Origin of the sequence: Bordetella sp. FB-8 (genome assembly GCF_000382185.1) — a bacterium.
Classification (GTDB): Bacteria; Pseudomonadota; Gammaproteobacteria; order Burkholderiales; family Burkholderiaceae_B; genus Bordetella.
The window spans coordinates 365178-381941 of record NZ_KB907784.1 but is presented as its reverse complement, the minus strand read 5'-3'; the positions used below and the strand labels follow the sequence as shown (position 1 = coordinate 381941).

General features: G+C 64.9%; 19 protein-coding genes. 8 read left to right on the top strand and 11 right to left on the bottom strand.

The features are described from left to right. Window positions 1-30 precede the first annotated feature (30 nt). Window positions 31-951 (bottom strand): branched-chain amino acid transaminase, encoded by a 921-nt coding sequence (locus H143_RS0101900; protein ID WP_019936526.1) that lies wholly within the window; start codon window positions 949-951, stop codon window positions 31-33. A gap of 100 nt (window positions 952-1051) precedes the next feature. On the opposite strand from H143_RS0101900, the gene H143_RS0101895 reads away from it, so the two are divergent. Together H143_RS0101895 and H143_RS0101890 are read left to right on the top strand one after the other, a co-directional pair. Next, window positions 1052-1798 (top strand): AzlC family ABC transporter permease, encoded by a 747-nt coding sequence (locus H143_RS0101895; protein WP_019936525.1) that lies wholly within the window; start codon window positions 1052-1054, stop codon window positions 1796-1798. Then, window positions 1795-2121, top strand: coding sequence for an AzlD domain-containing protein (locus tag H143_RS0101890; RefSeq protein WP_019936524.1), 327 nt, complete (start codon window positions 1795-1797; stop codon window positions 2119-2121). Before H143_RS0101895 ends, H143_RS0101890 begins: the two co-directional genes overlap by 4 nt. Before the next feature lie 36 nt (window positions 2122-2157). Here the strand turns inward: H143_RS0101890 and H143_RS0101885 are convergent, their stop codons facing one another. After that, complete coding sequence (locus H143_RS0101885; protein ID WP_019936523.1) at window positions 2158-3657, bottom strand: MDR family MFS transporter; 1500 nt, start codon at window positions 3655-3657, stop codon at window positions 2158-2160. A 166-nt stretch (window positions 3658-3823) separates the two neighbouring features. On the opposite strand from H143_RS0101885, the gene H143_RS0101880 reads away from it, so the two are divergent. Then, entirely contained in the window at window positions 3824-5266 is a 1443-nt protein-coding gene (locus tag H143_RS0101880; protein WP_019936522.1) for a DEAD/DEAH box helicase, read from the top strand. On the opposite strand, the gene H143_RS0101875 is transcribed toward H143_RS0101880, so the two are convergent. Next, entirely contained in the window at window positions 5263-5649 is a 387-nt protein-coding gene (locus H143_RS0101875; protein WP_019936521.1) for a thioredoxin family protein, read from the bottom strand. The two genes, H143_RS0101880 and H143_RS0101875, sit on opposite strands and share 4 nt — an antisense overlap. Before the next feature lie 71 nt (window positions 5650-5720). On the opposite strand from H143_RS0101875, the gene H143_RS0101870 reads away from it, so the two are divergent. Genes H143_RS0101870 through H143_RS0101860 form a run of 3 tightly spaced genes read left to right on the top strand, consistent with a single transcriptional unit; the run spans window position 5721 to window position 8222 of the window. Beyond that, window positions 5721-6506 (top strand): EI24 domain-containing protein, encoded by a 786-nt coding sequence (locus H143_RS0101870; RefSeq protein ID WP_026349629.1) that lies wholly within the window; start codon window positions 5721-5723, stop codon window positions 6504-6506. Between the two features lie 17 nt (window positions 6507-6523). Further along, window positions 6524-7324, top strand: coding sequence for a molybdopterin-binding protein (locus H143_RS0101865; protein WP_019936519.1), 801 nt, complete (start codon window positions 6524-6526; stop codon window positions 7322-7324). A 49-nt stretch (window positions 7325-7373) separates the two neighbouring features. Beyond that, window positions 7374-8222, top strand: coding sequence for an IclR family transcriptional regulator C-terminal domain-containing protein (locus H143_RS0101860; RefSeq protein WP_019936518.1), 849 nt, complete (start codon window positions 7374-7376; stop codon window positions 8220-8222). Between the two features lie 4 nt (window positions 8223-8226). Here H143_RS0101860 and H143_RS0101855 read toward each other — a convergent pair whose 3' ends face one another. Both H143_RS0101855 and H143_RS0101850 read right to left on the bottom strand, forming a co-directional pair. Continuing rightward, a complete protein-coding gene (locus H143_RS0101855) occupies window positions 8227-9150 on the bottom strand; it encodes a pyridoxal-phosphate dependent enzyme (RefSeq protein ID WP_019936517.1) in 924 nt (307 codons plus the stop codon). Window positions 9151-9642: 492 nt separating this feature from the next. Continuing rightward, window positions 9643-10623: a tripartite tricarboxylate transporter substrate binding protein BugD gene (locus H143_RS0101850; RefSeq protein ID WP_019936516.1), complete on the bottom strand. Its 981-nt coding sequence runs from the start codon at window positions 10621-10623 to the stop codon at window positions 9643-9645. A 359-nt stretch (window positions 10624-10982) separates the two neighbouring features. Between H143_RS0101850 and phaP the strand changes: the two genes are divergently transcribed. Further along, window positions 10983-11558, top strand: coding sequence for a TIGR01841 family phasin (gene phaP, locus H143_RS0101845; RefSeq protein ID WP_019936515.1), 576 nt, complete (start codon window positions 10983-10985; stop codon window positions 11556-11558). A gap of 142 nt (window positions 11559-11700) precedes the next feature. Here phaP and H143_RS0101840 read toward each other — a convergent pair whose 3' ends face one another. From H143_RS0101840 to H143_RS0101815, 6 genes are all read right to left on the bottom strand, one after another. After that, window positions 11701-12246: a DUF924 family protein gene (locus H143_RS0101840; RefSeq protein WP_019936514.1), complete on the bottom strand. Its 546-nt coding sequence runs from the start codon at window positions 12244-12246 to the stop codon at window positions 11701-11703. Window positions 12247-12277: 31 nt separating this feature from the next. After that, window positions 12278-13315: a quinone-dependent dihydroorotate dehydrogenase gene (locus H143_RS0101835; protein WP_019936513.1), complete on the bottom strand. Its 1038-nt coding sequence runs from the start codon at window positions 13313-13315 to the stop codon at window positions 12278-12280. Window positions 13316-13381: 66 nt separating this feature from the next. Further along, a complete protein-coding gene (locus tag H143_RS0101830; protein ID WP_019936512.1) occupies window positions 13382-14095 on the bottom strand; it encodes an arginyltransferase in 714 nt (237 codons plus the stop codon). A 171-nt stretch (window positions 14096-14266) separates the two neighbouring features. Beyond that, the gene (gene aat / locus H143_RS0101825; protein WP_019936511.1) at window positions 14267-15007 is read right to left on the bottom strand and encodes a leucyl/phenylalanyl-tRNA--protein transferase; all 741 of its coding nucleotides are present in this window, start codon (window positions 15005-15007) and stop codon (window positions 14267-14269) included. Window position 15008: 1 nt separating this feature from the next. Then, window positions 15009-15590 (bottom strand): NUDIX hydrolase, encoded by a 582-nt coding sequence (locus H143_RS0101820; RefSeq protein ID WP_019936510.1) that lies wholly within the window; start codon window positions 15588-15590, stop codon window positions 15009-15011. Between the two features lie 10 nt (window positions 15591-15600). Next, the gene (locus tag H143_RS0101815; RefSeq protein ID WP_019936509.1) at window positions 15601-16206 is read right to left on the bottom strand and encodes a DUF2946 family protein; all 606 of its coding nucleotides are present in this window, start codon (window positions 16204-16206) and stop codon (window positions 15601-15603) included. 157 nt (window positions 16207-16363) lie between these two features. On the opposite strand from H143_RS0101815, the gene H143_RS0101810 reads away from it, so the two are divergent. Then, entirely contained in the window at window positions 16364-16723 is a 360-nt protein-coding gene (locus tag H143_RS0101810) for an SPW repeat protein (RefSeq protein ID WP_019936508.1), read from the top strand. Window positions 16724-16764: the final 41 nt, after the last annotated feature.

Sequence of the window (16764 nt, the reverse complement as noted above, 5' to 3'; positions counted from 1 at the left end):
GAAATGATGCGTGCTTAAGGTTGAAAGACGTCAGACCAGCGTGAGCCAGTGCGCATACTTGGGATTGCGCCCGGCCACCAGGTCGAAAAAGGCGTTCTGCAGTTGGGCGGTGATCGGGCCGCGCGAGCCTGAACCGATGCGGCGGTTGTCGATCTCGCGGATGGGCGTGACTTCGGCGGCGGTGCCGGTGAAGAAGGCTTCGTCGGCGATATAGAGGTCGTCGCGCGTGAGGCGGCGGGTGATCACCTTGACGCCCAGGTCGGCGGCCAGGGCATGCACGGTGGAACGCGTGATGCCGGTCAGAGCCGATGCGATCTCGGGTTCGTAGAGCACGCCGTCCTTGACGATGAAGACGTTCTCGCCCGAGCCTTCGGCCACGAAGCCCTCGGTGTCCAGCAGCAGCGCCTCGTCATAGCCGTCCTGCAGGGCTTCATTGTTGGCGAGGATGGAGTTGGCGTAGGTGGAAGCCACCTTGGCGCGCGGCATCGTCACGTTGACATGCTGGCGGGCGTAGGAGGAAATCTTCACGCGGATGCCCTGGGCCAGAGCCTGCTCGCCCAGATAGGCGCCCCAGGGCCAGGCCGCGATGGCCACGTGCACCTTGGCACCCTTGGGGGAGACGCCCATCTTCTCCGAGCCGTAGAAGACCAGGGGACGCAGATAGCAGGATTCGAGCTTGTTGGCCTTGACCACCTCGCGCTGCGCCTGGTTGAGCGCGGCGGCATCGAAAGGTACCGCCATCTGGTAGATGTGCGCGGAATTGAGCAGGCGCCGGGTGTGGTCCTGCAGGCGGAAGATGGCGGTGCCCTGGTCGGTCTTGTAGGCGCGCACGCCCTCGAAGACCGACAGGCCGTAGTGCAGGGAGTGCGTCAGCACATGCGTGGTGGCTTCGCGCCACGGCACGAGCTTGCCGTCATACCAAATGAAGCCGTCTCGGTCTGCCATCGACATGATGGTGCCCTCCCATGGAATGTCGCGTTATTGTATCAAGCCGCGAGAGTTACAATGCGCGCCATCATGCTGTATCGCACCGTCCGCATGGAGCCCGCCAGTGGCTTCTGAATCCCCCGACTTTGCGCTGGACGCAGTTTCGCGGCATGCATGCCGCGACGCCTTCCGGGAAGGCGTGCGCCAGATCGCGCCGGCGATCATCGCCAACAGCGTATGGGGCCTGGTGACCGGCGTGGCCATGGTGAAGTCGGGCATGAGCGTGCTCGTGGCCCTGATCATCACGATCATTGTCTATTCCGGCACCATGCAGTTGATGGTGCTGCCGCTTCTGGCAGCCAGCGCGCCCTTGTGGCTGGTGTTCGCGGCGGGCCTCATGGTCAATGCGCGATTCGTGATTTTCAACGCCGGCCTGTATCCGTTTTTTCGCGACCGGACGGTGTGGCAGCGCATGGCCCTGGGCTTCTTCAATTCCGACGCGGCCTTCGCCATGTACATGACGCGCTACGCGGACTCCCCCGCATTGGCCACGCCGTCGCAGCGCTGGTTCTACATCGGCATGATTTTCCCTTGCTGGCTCAGCTGGCAAGTCTTTTCCATCGTCGGCATCTACCTGAGCACGTTCGTGCCCGAGTCTTGGTCGCTGGAGTTCGCCGCCACCCTGGCCATCCTGGCCATCGTGGTGCCTATGGCCAGGACGCGGCCCATGGTTGCCACCGTGCTTTCGGCGGGTGCGGTCGCGTGGGTGGGGCAGTTACTGCCCATGCGGCTGGGCTTGTTGGCCGCGGTCGTGGTGGGCATCGTGGCGGGCATGGTGGTCGAACGGCGCCAGCACAGGATGAGGGCATGATGCCGAGCCAGTCCTACTATTTCTGGGCCGTCGTGGTGATGATCGTCTGCGCTTTTCTCACGCGCGCCGGCTATATGATCGTTGGAGGCAACCTGCCCCTGCCGGACGGGGTGCGGCACGCGCTGCGCTATGCGCCGGTGGCGGCGCTGACGGCCATTATCGTGCCGGACATGCTGCCCTGGCACGCAGGCGGGGGGCCGGCGTTCGACTACAAGCTGTTAGCCGGTGTCGCCGCCACGCTCGTTTTTCTGCGCACCCGCAGTTCGACGCTGGTGATCGTCGTGGGGATGCTCGTCCTTTGGCTGCTGCGCTGGATCGCCTGAGGCCAGTGCGTGGTTCCCGTTCAGGGTCATCGGGCCCTAGCCTGCGGCGTGTTCGGCCGCGCGCCTGGCCTTTTCCGCCAGCGTGTCTTTCGACAAGTGCCGGATGGCGGCGCGCGGAATGAGCAGCACCAGGGCCAGGATGCAGGCCGACACCCCGAAGACCGAGATGAAGGTCAGGTGCAGCGAATGCTGCAGAACTTCGCTCACCACCGCGCTGCGTGCGTCGTTGGACCGCAGCGCATGCTTGATCTGGTCCGAGGTGATGGCCGAGCCGGTGCGGTTGTTGTTCAGGCCGTAGTTCAGCACGGCGCCGAACAGCGCCGCGCCCAGCGTGCTGCCCAGATTGCGCGAGAACAGGTTGGACGCCATGGCGCTGCCCTGCTGGGAGCGGTCGACGATTTCGGGGATCAGGATCAGGCTGCCGATGCTCAGCAGGCCCATGCCGAAACCCATGATCAGCGAGCCGATGCCGGCCTGCACAGGCGAGCTGCCCGGATGCAGGAACACCATGAAAAGCGCGCCCAGCGGAATGAAGACGCTGCCGGCGATCATGACGGGACGCAGGCCCGTCCGGGTGAAATTGCGCGCCGCCACCGTGGCGCCGCAAGGCCAGCCCAGCATGATCAGGGTCAGCACCATGCCGGCCACGATGGGAGTCTGGTGCAGCACGCCCTGGGCATACATGGGCAGGAAGGTGGTCAGGCCGAGCAGCGCCATACCTGCCAGCAGCGTGGCCGTGTTGGTCGCTGCGATGGCGCGCCCGCCCCACAGTGCGAACGACACCATCGGGTCGGCCACGCGCCGCTCTTGCCAGACGAAGCCGATCGCCGACGCCGCGCACAGGGCCAGCAGCTTCCATATCCAGCCGGACGGCAGGTCCACGCCGTCGGAGAGCACCATCATCAGCGAGGCCATGGCGACGGTAAAGAGCAGGGCGCCGAGCATGTCGACGGACGGCCGCTGGAGCGGCGTGTCGTGGCGCATATAGCGCACGAAAATGCCCGCGGCGATCAGGCCTATGGGAAGGTTGATCCAGAAGATCCAGGACCAGGACAGGTGATGGATGATGACGCCGCCCACCATGGGTCCGAGCACGGCTGCGATGGCCCACACGCTGGCCAGGTAGCCCTGCACCTTGCCGCGTTCTGCCGCGGGATAATAGTCGGCCACGATGATCACGCACAGGGGCTGGATGGCGGCCGCCCCGATGCCCTGGATCAGGCGAAAGGCGATAAGCCAGGGCATGCTGGGGGCAAAGCCCGCCAGCAGCGAGCCCACCAGGAAGATGGCAATGCCCAGCAGCATCATGGGCCGCCGGCCGATCACATCGGCCAGCTTGCCGAACACCACGGTCATGGTGGTCTGGGCCAGCAGGAAAGAGGAGAACACCCAGCTGTACAGGTCCAGGCCGCTCAAGTCGGCCACGATCTGGGGCATGACGGTCGAGACGATGGTGGCCTCGATGGCCACCATGACCTGGGCGGTCATGACGGCGGCCACGATGAATGGCCGGTGGGCGTGGTTGGAGGTGGGCATTGAGCGGTGGCAATAGGGGCGCCCGTTGCGGGAGCGCAACCTGGGCAGCGGGCAAGCGCAACCCACCACTATAAAAGATTTTGGCTCGGGATAACCCTAGACTGCTAAAATCGTTCATCTACACCTATCCGGGGCGTTTTTTTGTGCGCTGTCCGGAGTCTATTCGATGACCCAATCTATCCCTACTGACGCGCCCGCTGCGGATGCAGCACTTGCACTTACCTTCGCGGATTTCGACCTGCATCCGCAGTTGTTGAAGTCCATTGCCGATACCGGCTATTTGACGCCCACGCCCATTCAGGTGCAGGCGATTCCGGTAGTATCGGAAGGGCGTGACGTCATGGGCGCGGCGCAGACCGGGACCGGCAAGACGGCGGCCTTCACGCTGCCCATCCTGCATCGGCTGATGCCGCTGGCCAACACCAGCGCCTCACCTGCCCGCCATCCGGTGCGCGCGCTCATCCTGGCGCCCACGCGCGAGTTGGCGGACCAGGTCTACGAGAGCGTCAAGCGCTATTCCAAGCACACGCCCCTGCGCTCGGCCGTGGTGTTCGGCGGGGTGGACATAGGCCCGCAGAGAGAAGCGCTGCGCGCTGGCTGCGAAGTGCTGGTGGCCACTCCGGGCCGCCTGCTGGATCACGTCGAACAGAAGAACGTCAACCTCGGCCAGGTAGGCATCCTGGTTCTAGACGAGGCCGACCGCATGCTGGACATGGGCTTTCTGCCCGATTTGGATCGCATCATCAAGCTGCTGCCGGTGCAGCGCCAGGGCCTGCTTTTCTCGGCCACATTCAGCAACGAAATCCGCAAGCTTGCCCGCACCTTCCTGAACCAGCCGGTCGAGCTCGAAGTCGCCGCGCGCAACGCCACGGCCGACACGGTCACGCAGATCGCTTATCCCCTGTCGGGCGAAGCCAAGCGCGCCGCGGTGGTGCACCTGGTCAAATCGCGTGGACTCAAGCAGGTCATCGTTTTCTCGAACACCAAGATCGGCACGGCGCGCCTGGCGCGCCAGCTCGATCGCGACGGCGTCAAGGCCGAGTCCATCCACGGCGACAAGAGCCAGCTCGACCGCATGAAGGCGCTGGACGCGTTCAAGGCCGGCGAACTCGAAGTGCTGGTAGCCACTGACGTGGCCGCGCGCGGCCTGGACGTGGCCGGCGTGCCCTGCGTCATCAATTACGACCTGCCGCGCAATGCCGAGGACTACGTGCACCGCATCGGCCGCACGGGCCGCGCCGGCGCCAAGGGCGAGGCCATCTCCCTGTTCGCCCCCGAAGAAGAGCGCTACCTGCAAGACATCGAAAGCCTCATCAAGCGCCAGGTTCCGCGCGGCAAGCTGGATCTGCCGGCCGACGCCGTAAGCCATGGCCAAGGCCGCGGCGAGCGTCAAGAGCGCGGCGAACGCGGCGACCGGCGCGAGCGTCCCGGGCGCGAACATCGCGCGCCGCGCGCCGAGCCCATCGACGAATTCTTCCTCAAGCCCTACGAGCCCGCTCAGGACAGCGCCGGCCAGCCGGCCGGGTCCGCTGGGACGGCATCGGCCAAGCCCGCGGTCGGCAACCGGCCGCTGGCGGCTCTGCTGGGCGGCGGCCGCAAGGCCTCCTAAGCGGCCTGCCTGAGCAGCTGCGCTACGTCGGGCAGCTGCGTGCCGACGGCGGGGCCCTCGGCGCTTAGACTGTCCAGCAGGCGCTCCAGATGCCCAATGTGCGGCAACATCGGGCCGTAGAACAGCACCCGTTCTCCCGCCTGGATGAGCAGGGTGGGAAAGTTCTCCACGTCTTCGTCGCCCAGCAGGTCGGGTTCGTCCTCGATGTCTATCCAGGCGTAGACGTGCTGCGGCCGGGCCTCGGACAAGGCTTGCATCTTGGGGCGGTATTCGGTGCAGGTGCTGCACCAGGCGGCGCAGAAACAGGCCACCAGCCAGGTGTCGGGGGCGGCCAGTGCCTGGCGCAGTGCCGCGCCATCGGTAGCGGGAACGAAGAGGGGCATGTAGGCGGAGCGAAGGATCTTTGACCTATGATACCCGCCATCGCGTTCTACCCTTTTCGTGTCTGCCATCCATGGTTTTCGCTCGTCGTAGTGCATCCCCGCCCCCGGACGCTTATGCCGCCGTGGCGAGGGCGTTCAAGCGCGCGCTGGTGTCGCAATGCCACCCGTCCATGCTGTTCGCGGTGCTGCTGCCCTTGCTGATCGCACTGGTGGGGGCCGTTCTGATGATGTGGCTCTTCTGGATGCCGCTCACCGACTGGCTGCGCATGGAGCTTGCCCGCTGGGGCGCGATGGAGCGCGTCGACGACTGGCTGGCCACGGTCGGCATGTTCTCGCTCAAGGTCTATCTCACGCCCATTATTGCTGCCGCCATCCTGCTGCCGGTTTCGGGCGTCCTGGGACTGGCCATCGCGGCGGTGTTCGTCATGCCGCTGGTGCTGCGCCACCTGGAGCGCGGCGATTATGCAGGCTTGGCGCGGCAGGGCCGCAATGCCCTGGCCGTCAGCGTCTGGAACGCTTTCTGGGTAAGCCTGGTTTTTGCCGCAGGCTGGCTGTTGACGCTGCCCCTGTGGCTGGTGCCGCCCATGGCGATCGTGCTGCATGTCGCCTGGTGGGCCTTCGCCTTTTCGCGCATGCTGCGCGTGGACGCCATCGTCGACCATGCCAGCCCGGCCGAGCGGCGCCTGCTGCTCGCGCGACACAATCTGCCCTTGTGGGGCATAGGCATCGTCTGTGCCCTCATCAATCTGCTGCCGCCCGCCTGGGTGGTGTTACCGGTGTACGGCAGCCTTGTGTATGCGCATTACGGGCTGGACGCGCTTGCGCGCCTGCGCGACGAGCGTACGATCGACGTTTGATTCAGAGGATATTGCGCATGACTACTTCTTCCCGCCGCATCGGCCTGATCATTGTCGGCGATGAAATTCTGTCTGGCCGCCATCACGACAAGCATTTTGCGAAAGTGGTCGAATTGCTGGGCGCGCGCGGCCTGCAACTGGCCTGGGCGCAGATCCTGGGTGATGACCGCGACATGCTGATTGCGGCCTATAAGCGCAGCTTCGCTTCGGGCGACATTGTTTTTTCCTGCGGCGGCATCGGCGGCACGCCCGATGACCATACGCGCCAGGCCGCGGCCGCGGCGTTGGGGCTGCCGCTGGAACTGCATCCGCAGGCCCGCGAGGCCATCACCCTGCGCACCCTGGAAATGGCGCGCAAGGAAGGCCGTCCCGAGCCGGACATGGACACGCCCGAAAACCAGCAGCGCCTGCAGATGGGCGTATTTCCGCGAGGCTGCGAGGTGGTGCCCAATCCCTACAACCGCATCCCAGGTTTCTACATCCAGGACCATACGTTCGTGCCGGGTTTTCCGGTGATGGCCTGGCCCATGCTCGAATGGACGCTGGACACGCGCTACCTCGCGCTGCACCACATCGAGCAGCGCGCCGAGCACGCCTTCCTGGTCTACGGCATTCCCGAGTCGCGCATCACTCCGGCCATGGTGGCCGTCGAGCAGCGCTGGCCTGGTGTACGCGCCTTCAGCCTGCCCTCCGTGGGCGAGGACGGACGCCGTCCACACATCGAACTGGGCGTCAAGGGCGAACCCGGCCCTTCGGCCGAGGCGCTGGCCTTTCTGCGGGCCGAAGCCGAGCGCCTGGGTGGGCGCATGACGCCTTAGGCCCGCGGTTTTTGCGGACGGATTGCCAAAACCCGTCTTGGATTTCATAATGCGGGATATGGCTGCCTCGCGTTCCGATACTTCTATCCCGACCGCGCAGGCGGATGCCGCGTCCAAAAGCGGCGTCCGTTCATCCGCGGTCGCCATCCAGGTCATAGACCGGGCCATGCGCCTGCTCGATGCCCTGGCCGCCCACCACGACCCGGTCACCCTCAAGGAACTGTCGGCCACCACCGGCCTGCACGCATCCACGGCGCACCGCATCCTCAACGATCTGGTGGTCGGGCGTTATGTGGAACGGGTCGACAACGGCCTGTACCAGCTAGGCATGCGCCTGCTGGAGCTGGGGTCGCTGGTCAAGGGGCGTCTGAACGTGCGCGAAGCGGCCCAGTCGGCCATGCGCACCCTGCACCATCAGACGGGGCAGACGGTCAATCTTTCGGTGCAGCAGGGCGATGAAATCGTCTACATCGACCGTGCCTGGAGCGAGCGCTCGGGCATGCAGGTGGTGCGCGCCATCGGCGGCCGGGCGCCGCTGCATCTGACGTCCACGGGCAAGCTGTTTTTGTCCGTGGCCGATGCCAAACAGGTGCGCTCTTATGCGCAGCGTACCGGGCTGGCCGGCCATACGCGCAACAGCCTGACCGACATCGACCAGCTGCAGCGCGAACTGGCCCAGGTGCGCCGCCATGGCTACGCGCGCGACAACGAAGAACTGGAGCCCGGCGTGCGCTGCATCGCCGCAGGCATCCAGGATGATACCGGCAAGCTGGTGGCCGGCCTGTCCATCTCGGCGCCGGCCGAGCGCATGCGCGACGAATGGATAGACCTGCTGGTCCATACCGCCGCTGGAATATCCGAAGCCCTGGGCTACGAACCTTCCTCCGTTCACCCCTAAAGGGTCAGGCGGCGAACTGCGCGCTCCATTGCGCCAGTTGGCTCGCGGTGATGCCCACGCCGCCGCAAAGAATGACCGCGACAGAACGGGCCTCTTTCAGAAGCGCCGACCGGCCATGCAGCGCCGCCACCGAAGCGCCGCACGCCGGCTCGACCAGGATGCGATGCTCCAGCAGCACCTGCTCGCAAGCCGCGACCGCCGCGGCGTCCGAAACGACGATGCTCTCGATGGTGTGTTCATTCGTGAGCGCGTAAGCGCGATCGCAGACCTGCCTGGCGCCCAGGGAGGTCGCGATCGACGATATTCCGGGTAGCAATACCGGCGCCCCGGCTTGCACGGCCTGGGAGTAGGAGTCCGCTCCGGCCGTTTCGGCGGCGATCACGGGAACGCTGCGCCAGCCATTGCGCTGCAGGCCCTGGATCACGCCGCACAGCAGCCCGCCGCCGCCCACGGAGCAAATGACCAAGTCCGGCCGCTCGCCTTGCCGGGCCAGTTCGTCGATCATGCTCGCATGGCCTTGCCACAGCAGCGGATCGTCGAACGGATGTATGAAGGCATCGGCAGGCGTCATGAGTTCGAGCGCATGCGCATTGGCCTCCATCCACGACGCGCCGTGCACGAGCACCTCGGCGCCTTCGGAACGGATCAAATGCTTGGCGCGCTCAGACGTCGTGGCGGGGACCACCACGATCACCGGCGTATCGAGCATGCGTCCGGCGTAGGCCACCGCGTAGCCGGCATTGCCGCCGGAGGATGAGATGAACCTGCGGGCGCCGCGGGCCTTGTATGTTTCGCAGGCGTGGCCGATGCCGCGCGTCTTGAACGAACCGCTGGGCTGCAGCGCTTCCATTTTCAGGCGCACTCGTTTGCCGGTGCTCAGGGACAGTGCCCGGGATTCCAGCACGGGGGTTTCGATGTGGATGGTCATGCGCGTATTCCGCAACTGCGTTTCGGGTGAAGAAAGGGAGTGCGACAGACGGGGTTTGCAACCACGCCGCCGCTGGCGCCTTGGGCGAGTTCGATCGGCGCGAGCCGCCGGTCATGGCACTGGTGGATGCGGCCTGCGGGCTGGCTTGCCCGGGCCTGCTCGCCGTGCCGATGATACGCCTTGAAGACACCCCGATCCGTTGCGATGAGGTACGACTTCGATCCCGCTACTTTGAAGTGGCCTCGTGGACTCAGGAACGCGCCGCCGTCAGGAGAGTGGGGGCCTACGGGAACCCTAGCTGGCGCCCCGGTGCGTCCAGATCGATGTCGACGAATGCCGTCGCGCAATGCGGGTTGCGGGCCAGGATATGGAATTTTTCCGGCCAGGAAAAAAAGCCTGGCATATGAACTGACCCCCAGAAGTTGGACTAGATCCAACCTGCGGGGGGCAGTTCAATAGCGGGGCTTTTTCCAGTTCGGGCCGTCCGGCGATTTACTGCTGCTTCACCCCGGCCTTTTTGAACAGTTCGGCCCATTGGGGCACCTGCTGCTTGACCTTGGCCTGCAGCGCTTCGGGGTTGGCCTCGCTGGTCAGCACATTGGCGCCCAGTTGCCGCATACTGCTCTGGAACTTGGGGTCGGCCAGCGCGGCCTGCAGACTCTTGACCAGCTTGTCGATCACGGGCTTGGGCGTGCCTTTGGGCGCCCACAGGCCGTGCCAGATGCCGACCTGAAAGCCCTTGAAGCCGGACTCGTCCATGGTGGGCAGGTCGGGCAGCGTCGGCACCCGCGCCATACTGGTGACGGCATAGGCCTTGACCGTCTTGGCGCGGATCTGCTGCGTGGTGTTGGTGGTCTGGTCGCACAGCATGTCTACCTGCTTGCTCAGCAGGTCGTTCATGGCCGGCGCCGTGCCCTTGTACGGCACGGTCAGCAGGTTCACGCCGAACGCTTCGTTGAGCATGACGCCGCACAGGTGGCTGGCCGCGCCGATCCCGGCATTGGCCAGGGTGATCTTGCTGGCGTTCTCCTTGACGTAGGCGGCCAGTTCCTTGATGTTCTTGGGCGGAAAATCGGAGCGGGCCAGCACCGTCATCGGCACGTCCACGACCAGGCCGACGGGTTCGAAGCTGGTGTAGGGATCGTAGCCCGGTTTTTTATAGAGGCTGGGTGCGGTGGAGAAACCCACGTGCATCAGCAACAGGGTGTAGCCGTCGGCTGGCGCGCGCGCCACGAAACTGGTGCCGATGGTGCCGCCGGCGCCGCCCTTGTTTTCGACAATGACGCCCTGGCCCAGATTTTTGGTCATGGCCTGGGCCAGGTTGCGGGCCACGGTGTCGGTGGGGCCGCCCGCGGCAAATGGGACCACGAAGTTGATAGTGTGATCGGGGTAGTCGGCGGCGTGGGCGCCGGTGGCGGCGAGCAGAGCCACCGTGCCCAGCGTTGCCGCCAGGTTGCGGGTCAAGCGATTCATGTCTTCTCCAATGAGGGAGGCAGGGAGCCTTGGTGCTTTTTGTTGTTCCCACGCCGGGCGCGGGGTTTTGCCGGCCGATCGTATGGGTGATCGGAAGTCTAGGGAAAACGGCTGAGAAGGGTTACCCCGGATTTCCCTTAGTAAAAGCTGAATGGATTGCATGCTGCATTGCAATATTGTTTTTCAGGAGCGGCGCCCAAGATGCTTCACCTCGGTAGTGCCTATTTATATTGCGCTGCACAAAAAATTCTTGACATGCCCTGCCATAAGCCTAAAATAGCATTTGTGCGATGCAACAAATGCATTTACACGGCGGTAGCAGCAAGGCCGCCCAACTTATCTCAAGTAAGGAGAGATTCATGAGCGCCATCCCGCAACAAGTTCTGGCCCGCCAGAAAGCCGCCGTCAACACCTTCGTCGCCGCCCAGACCGCCATGTTCGAAGGCTTCGAAAAGCTGATCGACCTGAACCTGAAGGTTGTCAAGGCTACCCTGGACGAGGTTTCGCAAAAGTCCCAGCAAGCCGCCGACCTGAAGGACGCCCAGGATGTGTCCTCGTTCATCTCCGCTTCCGCTCAGCCCAGCGCCGACAAGGCCCTGGCCTATAGCAAGCATGTGTACGACATCTTCGCCGGCATGCAGACCGAACTGTCGAAGCTGGCCGAAGCTCAGATCGCCGAAGGCCGCGAGCAAGTCAGCGCCGCCGTCGAGCAACTGACCAAGAACGCTCCCGCCGGTTCGGAAAGCGCCGTCGCCATGCTGAAGTCTTCGCTGGCCACCGCCACCAGCGCTTACGATTCGCTGACCAAAGCTGCCAAGCAGGCCGCCGAAGTCGCCGAAAATAACCTGAGCGCCGCCGCCAACGCCACTTACAAGGCCGCGACGGATGCCGCCGAAGCTGCCGGCAAGGCGACCTCGCGCCGCCGCGCTGCCTGAACCGGGCAGGCTTGGCCCTTCATGGAGCTAAGTGCAGCAGTACCCGTATGATGAGCAGGGCCACCCCAAGGGTGGCCCTGTTTTTTTCGTCTGCCGCAAGGCGATGGACTTGCGCGCGCTGGCGCGGGTTCGCCCGGGCCGGCTAGCCGGCAAAGCCGCCGGCATCCAGAAATGCCTGTTCCTCGGCCGTGGTGTCGCGCAAAAGCAAGGTGTTGCGATGGGGAAAGCGCCCAAACCGCAGGACGATGTCCCGGTGTTCCCGCGCATGGGACATGAAATCCGCCCCCAGCTTTGCATGCAGCGTCATCGACAGGTTCTGGTCCGCCAGGTCTTCTGAGTGTGCGAAAGGCAGGCAGAAAAACAGGCGCAGCGCCTCTTGCACCCGCTCCATGTGATCCTGTGCCTGGGCTTGCCGGGCATAGCGTCGCGCCAGCGGGTCGGTCGCATACATGTGCGCCGTACCACGGAAGGCGTTGCGTGGAAACTGGTCCAGCAGAATGAGCAGGGCCAGCGACCCCGTGGACTCTTGGCTCCATCCTTCGAGTTCCCGACGCGCGGCAGCCAGGTGCAGGTCCAGGAAGCGCTCGCGGAACGCCCGGTCGAAGGACTCGCTCTTGCGGAACCAGTGGGTCTTGGAGCGCCGCCAGAATTCGACGACGGGTTCGGCCTGTTCGAGCGATGCGGACATGCGGCCGTCTTCCGTGCGTGTGGGCGCGGGTTCAGGCCAACGCCCGCACGCATTCGGCCACCAGGGCCGGGCCGCGGTAGATCAGGCCGGTATACAGCTGCACTGCGTCTGCGCCGGCGGCGATTTTTTCGCGCGCGTCCTTGCCCGACAGGATGCCGCCCACGCCGATGATGGCCAATGCGCGGCCAGCTCGCTTGCGCAGGCGCTCGATCACGGCCAGGGACAGCCCATGCACCGGTGTGCCCGACAGGCCGCCCGCTTCGTCCGCGTGCGGCAGGCCTTTGACGGAATCGCGCGATAGCGTGGTGTTGGTGGCGATCACGCCGTCCACACCGTGGCGCGGCAGCAGGTCGGCGATGACGTCGATCTGTTCCTGGGTCAGGTCGGGAGCGATCTTGACCGCCAGGGGGACATGGCGGCCATGCCTGTCGGCCAGTTCGGCGCGCTTGTCGCGCAGCCGTTCGAGCAGGGCGGACAGTTCGTCCTCGCCTTGCAGGGCGCGCAGGTTGTGGGTGTTGGGCGATGAGATGTTCACCGTGACGTAGTCGGCGTGCGGATACACGCCGGCCAGGCCCAGCAGGTAGTCGTCGGCGGCACGCTCTATGGGCGTATCGGCGTTCTTGCCGATGTTCAGTCCCAGCACGCCGCCCTGCTTGCGCCAATGGCTGCGCTGAACATTGGCCAGGAACGCGTCCAGCCCCTGGTTGTTGAAACCCAGTCGATTGATGAGCGCGTTGGCTTTGGGCAGGCGGAACATGCGCGGCTTGGGGTTGCCCGGCTGGGCTCGCGGCGTGACCGTGCCGACCTCGATGAAGCCGAATCCCATATTGCCCAGGGCGTCGATGTAGGCGCCGTTCTTGTCCAGGCCGGCGGCCAGGCCGACGGGGTTGGCCAGCGCCAGGCCCATGAGGGAGGTGGGCGCCTTGGGGCTGGCGTGCAGCAGGGCCCGCATGGCGCCGCAGTCGTAGGCGCGCTGCAGGTTGGTCAGCGTGATTTCGTGGGCGGTTTCCGCGTCCATCGCGAAGAGGGCGGCGCGGGCCAGGGGGTAGGCGTTGAATAGGATCGACATGGTGATTGCTATTGTAAGTTGTCGAGTTCTTTAGACGTCCGTCTTGGCCTTGCCAGCGCCAACAGGTTACTGCCAGCGCTCGTCGATCAGTTTTTGCTGCGGCTGGAAGCTGGCCTTGTAAGACATCTTGCGGCTTTCGGCGATCCAGTAGCCCAGGTAGAGCCAGGGCAGTTCGAGCAGCTGGCATTGCGCGATCTGCCACATGATGCCGTAGGTGCCCAGGCTTCCGGCCATGTCGGGTTCGTAGAAGGTGTAGACCGAGGACAGACCGTCGTCCAGTACGTCGATGATGGCCACCATGGCCAATTCGTCTGCGGGGGTGCGAAATTCGACCAGGCGGGTATTGACGCGGGTGGTCAGCAGGAACTGGGCATACTGGGTGCGGCTGTCCTCATCCATGCCGCCGCCCGGGTGGCGACCCTGCTGGTAGCGGCAGTAGAGCTTGTAGTGTTCGGACGACCAGGCCGGTTCGGCGACGAAGGCCCGCAGTGATTGGTGCTGCTTCCAGGCGCGGCGCTGGCTGCGGTTGGGGGTGTATGCGGCGGCGTCCACGCGCACCGGGATGCACGCCTTGCAGTGGTCGCAATGCGGGCGATAGGTGAACAGGCCGCTGCGGCGAAAGCCCTGCTCGACCAGTTGGGAGTAGGTGCCGGCATTGATCAGGTGGGCGGGGGCGGCGACCTGCGAGCGGGCCTGCCGGTCAGGCAGGTAGCTGCACGGGTAGGGCGCCGTGGAATAGAACTGCAGCGTGCAGAAAGGAAGCTCGTTTAGCTGGCTCATGGTTGAGTGCCGGGGGCGGGTCGCTGTCTTTATTATCGCGCCAGATTCCTATTGCGCCAGATTCGAGCTCTTTGGGATGCCCAGGGACCCTGCGCAATTGCCCAGTTCGCTGCCGATGGCGTCTGCGCGCAGGAATTGCGCAGGCCCCCTCGGTTGGCAGCATCTGCCGGCTTATAGCGGCTTTAGCTCGCCTGCCAGATTGAGGATGCCGGGACGCCATGGCGGCGCGGGCTCATCGACCGTACGCGCCAGGTGCCGGATGAACTGCGCGCGATCGACCGGCCTGGCGCCCAGGCTGGCCAGGTGCCGGGTCTCCTGTTGGCAGTCTATCCACGCCACGCCGTTGGCGCGCAAGAACGCGACCAGGTAGGCCAGGGCGATCTTCGAGGCATCGGTCTGGCGCGCGAACATCGATTCGCCGAAGAACATCCGGCCCAGGCTCACGCCGTACAGGCCCCCGGCAAGCTTGCCGTCCATCCATGTCTCGATGCTGTGCACGCTGCCGGCTTCGTGCCAGGCGCGGTAGGCATGCTGCATCTCGGGCATTATCCAGGTGCCGTTCTGGTTGTCGCGCGGCGCGGCGCAGCCGGTCAGGACATCGGCGAAGGCGGTGTCGACTTTGACGACCACGCTTGGGGTTGGACCGGCGGATTCGGCCTCGATGCGGCGCAGGCGCTTGCGCAATGAGTGCGAAGGGGCAAAGTCGGCGCAAGCCAGGACCATGCGCGGATGCATGCTCCACCACAATATGGGTTCTCCCGGCGCATACCAGGGGAAGATGCCTTGCCGATAGGCCTGCGCAAGCCGGGCGACGGACAGATCCGCGCCGAAGGCCAGCAGGCCGGGCGGATCATCGAGCGCCTGGTCCGCGGGCGGGAAGGGCGTATCGAGGTTTAGCCAGGTCAGTTTCAATTCAGAGCGGTGTTTTCAATGCGTATTGCCGTACCGGGAATACGCCGCGTTTGCTGTCCTCGACATAGTGACGCAGGGTGGACGACACCGAATGAAAGGACAACTCGTTCCACGGGATGTCGGCCAGGTCGAAATAGCGCGCGTCCAGGCTTTCCTGGCCGGGGTCCAGCTTGGAATCGGACGCCTCGGCCAGATAGAAGATGTGTACCTGGCCGATGTGAGGCAGGTCCACCATGGTGTAGAGCGGGCCGATTTGCACGCACGCGCCCGACTCCTCCAGCGTTTCGCGCTCGGCGCCCTGCACCGTGCTTTCGTTCAGTTCCATGAAGCCGGCGGGCAGGGTCCAGGTGTCGTAGCGCGGCTCGATGGCGCGCCGGCACAGCAGTATCTTGCCCTGCCAGCGCGGCAAGGTGCCCACTACCACGCGCGGGTTCTGGTAGTGGATAGCGCCGCAATGGTCGCAGATATCGCGTTCGCGATTGTCGTCTTTGGGAATGCCGCGCCGTATCGACGAACCGCATTGCGAGCAGAACCGGGCGATGCGGGGGGCCGGGAAATAGCGGGTGGGCGCGGAGGCTGTCATGCCGAGGATTTTAACCGCCTGCCCGGGGGCGCGGATTAGCCTGAAAGCCCAGGCGAGAGGGGACATCGGTCCGAGCCAGGCGCACAAGCGGCGCAGCCGGGCCGTCGTCCAGCGAAATGCTGGGCAGTGCGGCTCGGACGTCCTCCATGCCTTGCTCCAGTACGCTCAGAACGGGTTCTCCCGCCGCCGTGCGCAGGCGCTCCAGCACGTAGGCCAGTTCGCGGTCTTCCACCATTCCGGGCCCCTGGTCGGTGGCGGCATATAGCCGGCCTTGCTCGTCCAGCCACCAGTTCGTCACCCGGTCTATGGCCAGGCCGGTGTGTGTCTGCAGGCCGGGGCCGGCGTCGGACCGGCGCAGCAGATAGGGCGCGGCATCCAGGCGTACATACACCCGTTGCGGGCCGTTCTGTACAAACCAGTCCTGGCCTTCGCAGGCGTAGTTGCGATTCATGAAAGCCAGCACGCCGGGGTGGGCGACGGCCTGCCCCGGGCCGTCCGCTGCTGCGTCGCCCGCAGGGTGCAGCCGCCAGCGGCCGCGCGCATCCAGCGACAGCCAGCCGTAGGCGGCCGGCACGTCGGGCCAGCGTGCCATGGCCTTGATGACTTCTTCGTCCATGATGCGATTATCTACCGGACTGCTCAATCTGCATTAAGCCCGTTGAATCGGGCATTCGGACCGGCGCTGGCGAAATGGAAAGACTTGATCCTGGTCAAGATCATGGCCAGGTCCGCTGGCTATGTTGGTATGGCCTTCATCCATTCGGGAGATTTCCATGAAACATCGCTGGCAAGATTGGGCCATGACAATTGTCGGCCTCTACGTCATTGTCTCGCCCTGGGTCATTCCCTATTTCTGGCCCGATTCATCGATCAGCTCGCTGGCACAATGGAATCAAGTCATCGTCGGAGCCGCGGTGGTGATTGTCGCGATTGCATGGCTCGCGTCTGCGCAGATATGGGAGGAATATGCCATGGGTATAGTGGGTCTATGGCTGCTCATGTCGCCCTGGCTGCTCGGTTTTAGCCGCGAGGCTGCATTTGCCTTGAGTGCCGTGATTGCCGGCTTGATCATCATTGCACTGGCGGCGGGCGCTTTGCTTTTTGTCCGTTATCACGACGAGTACGAGGCCTGACAGCCGACCGACTCCCCAAGGCTATTGCGCCGGTGCTGCCC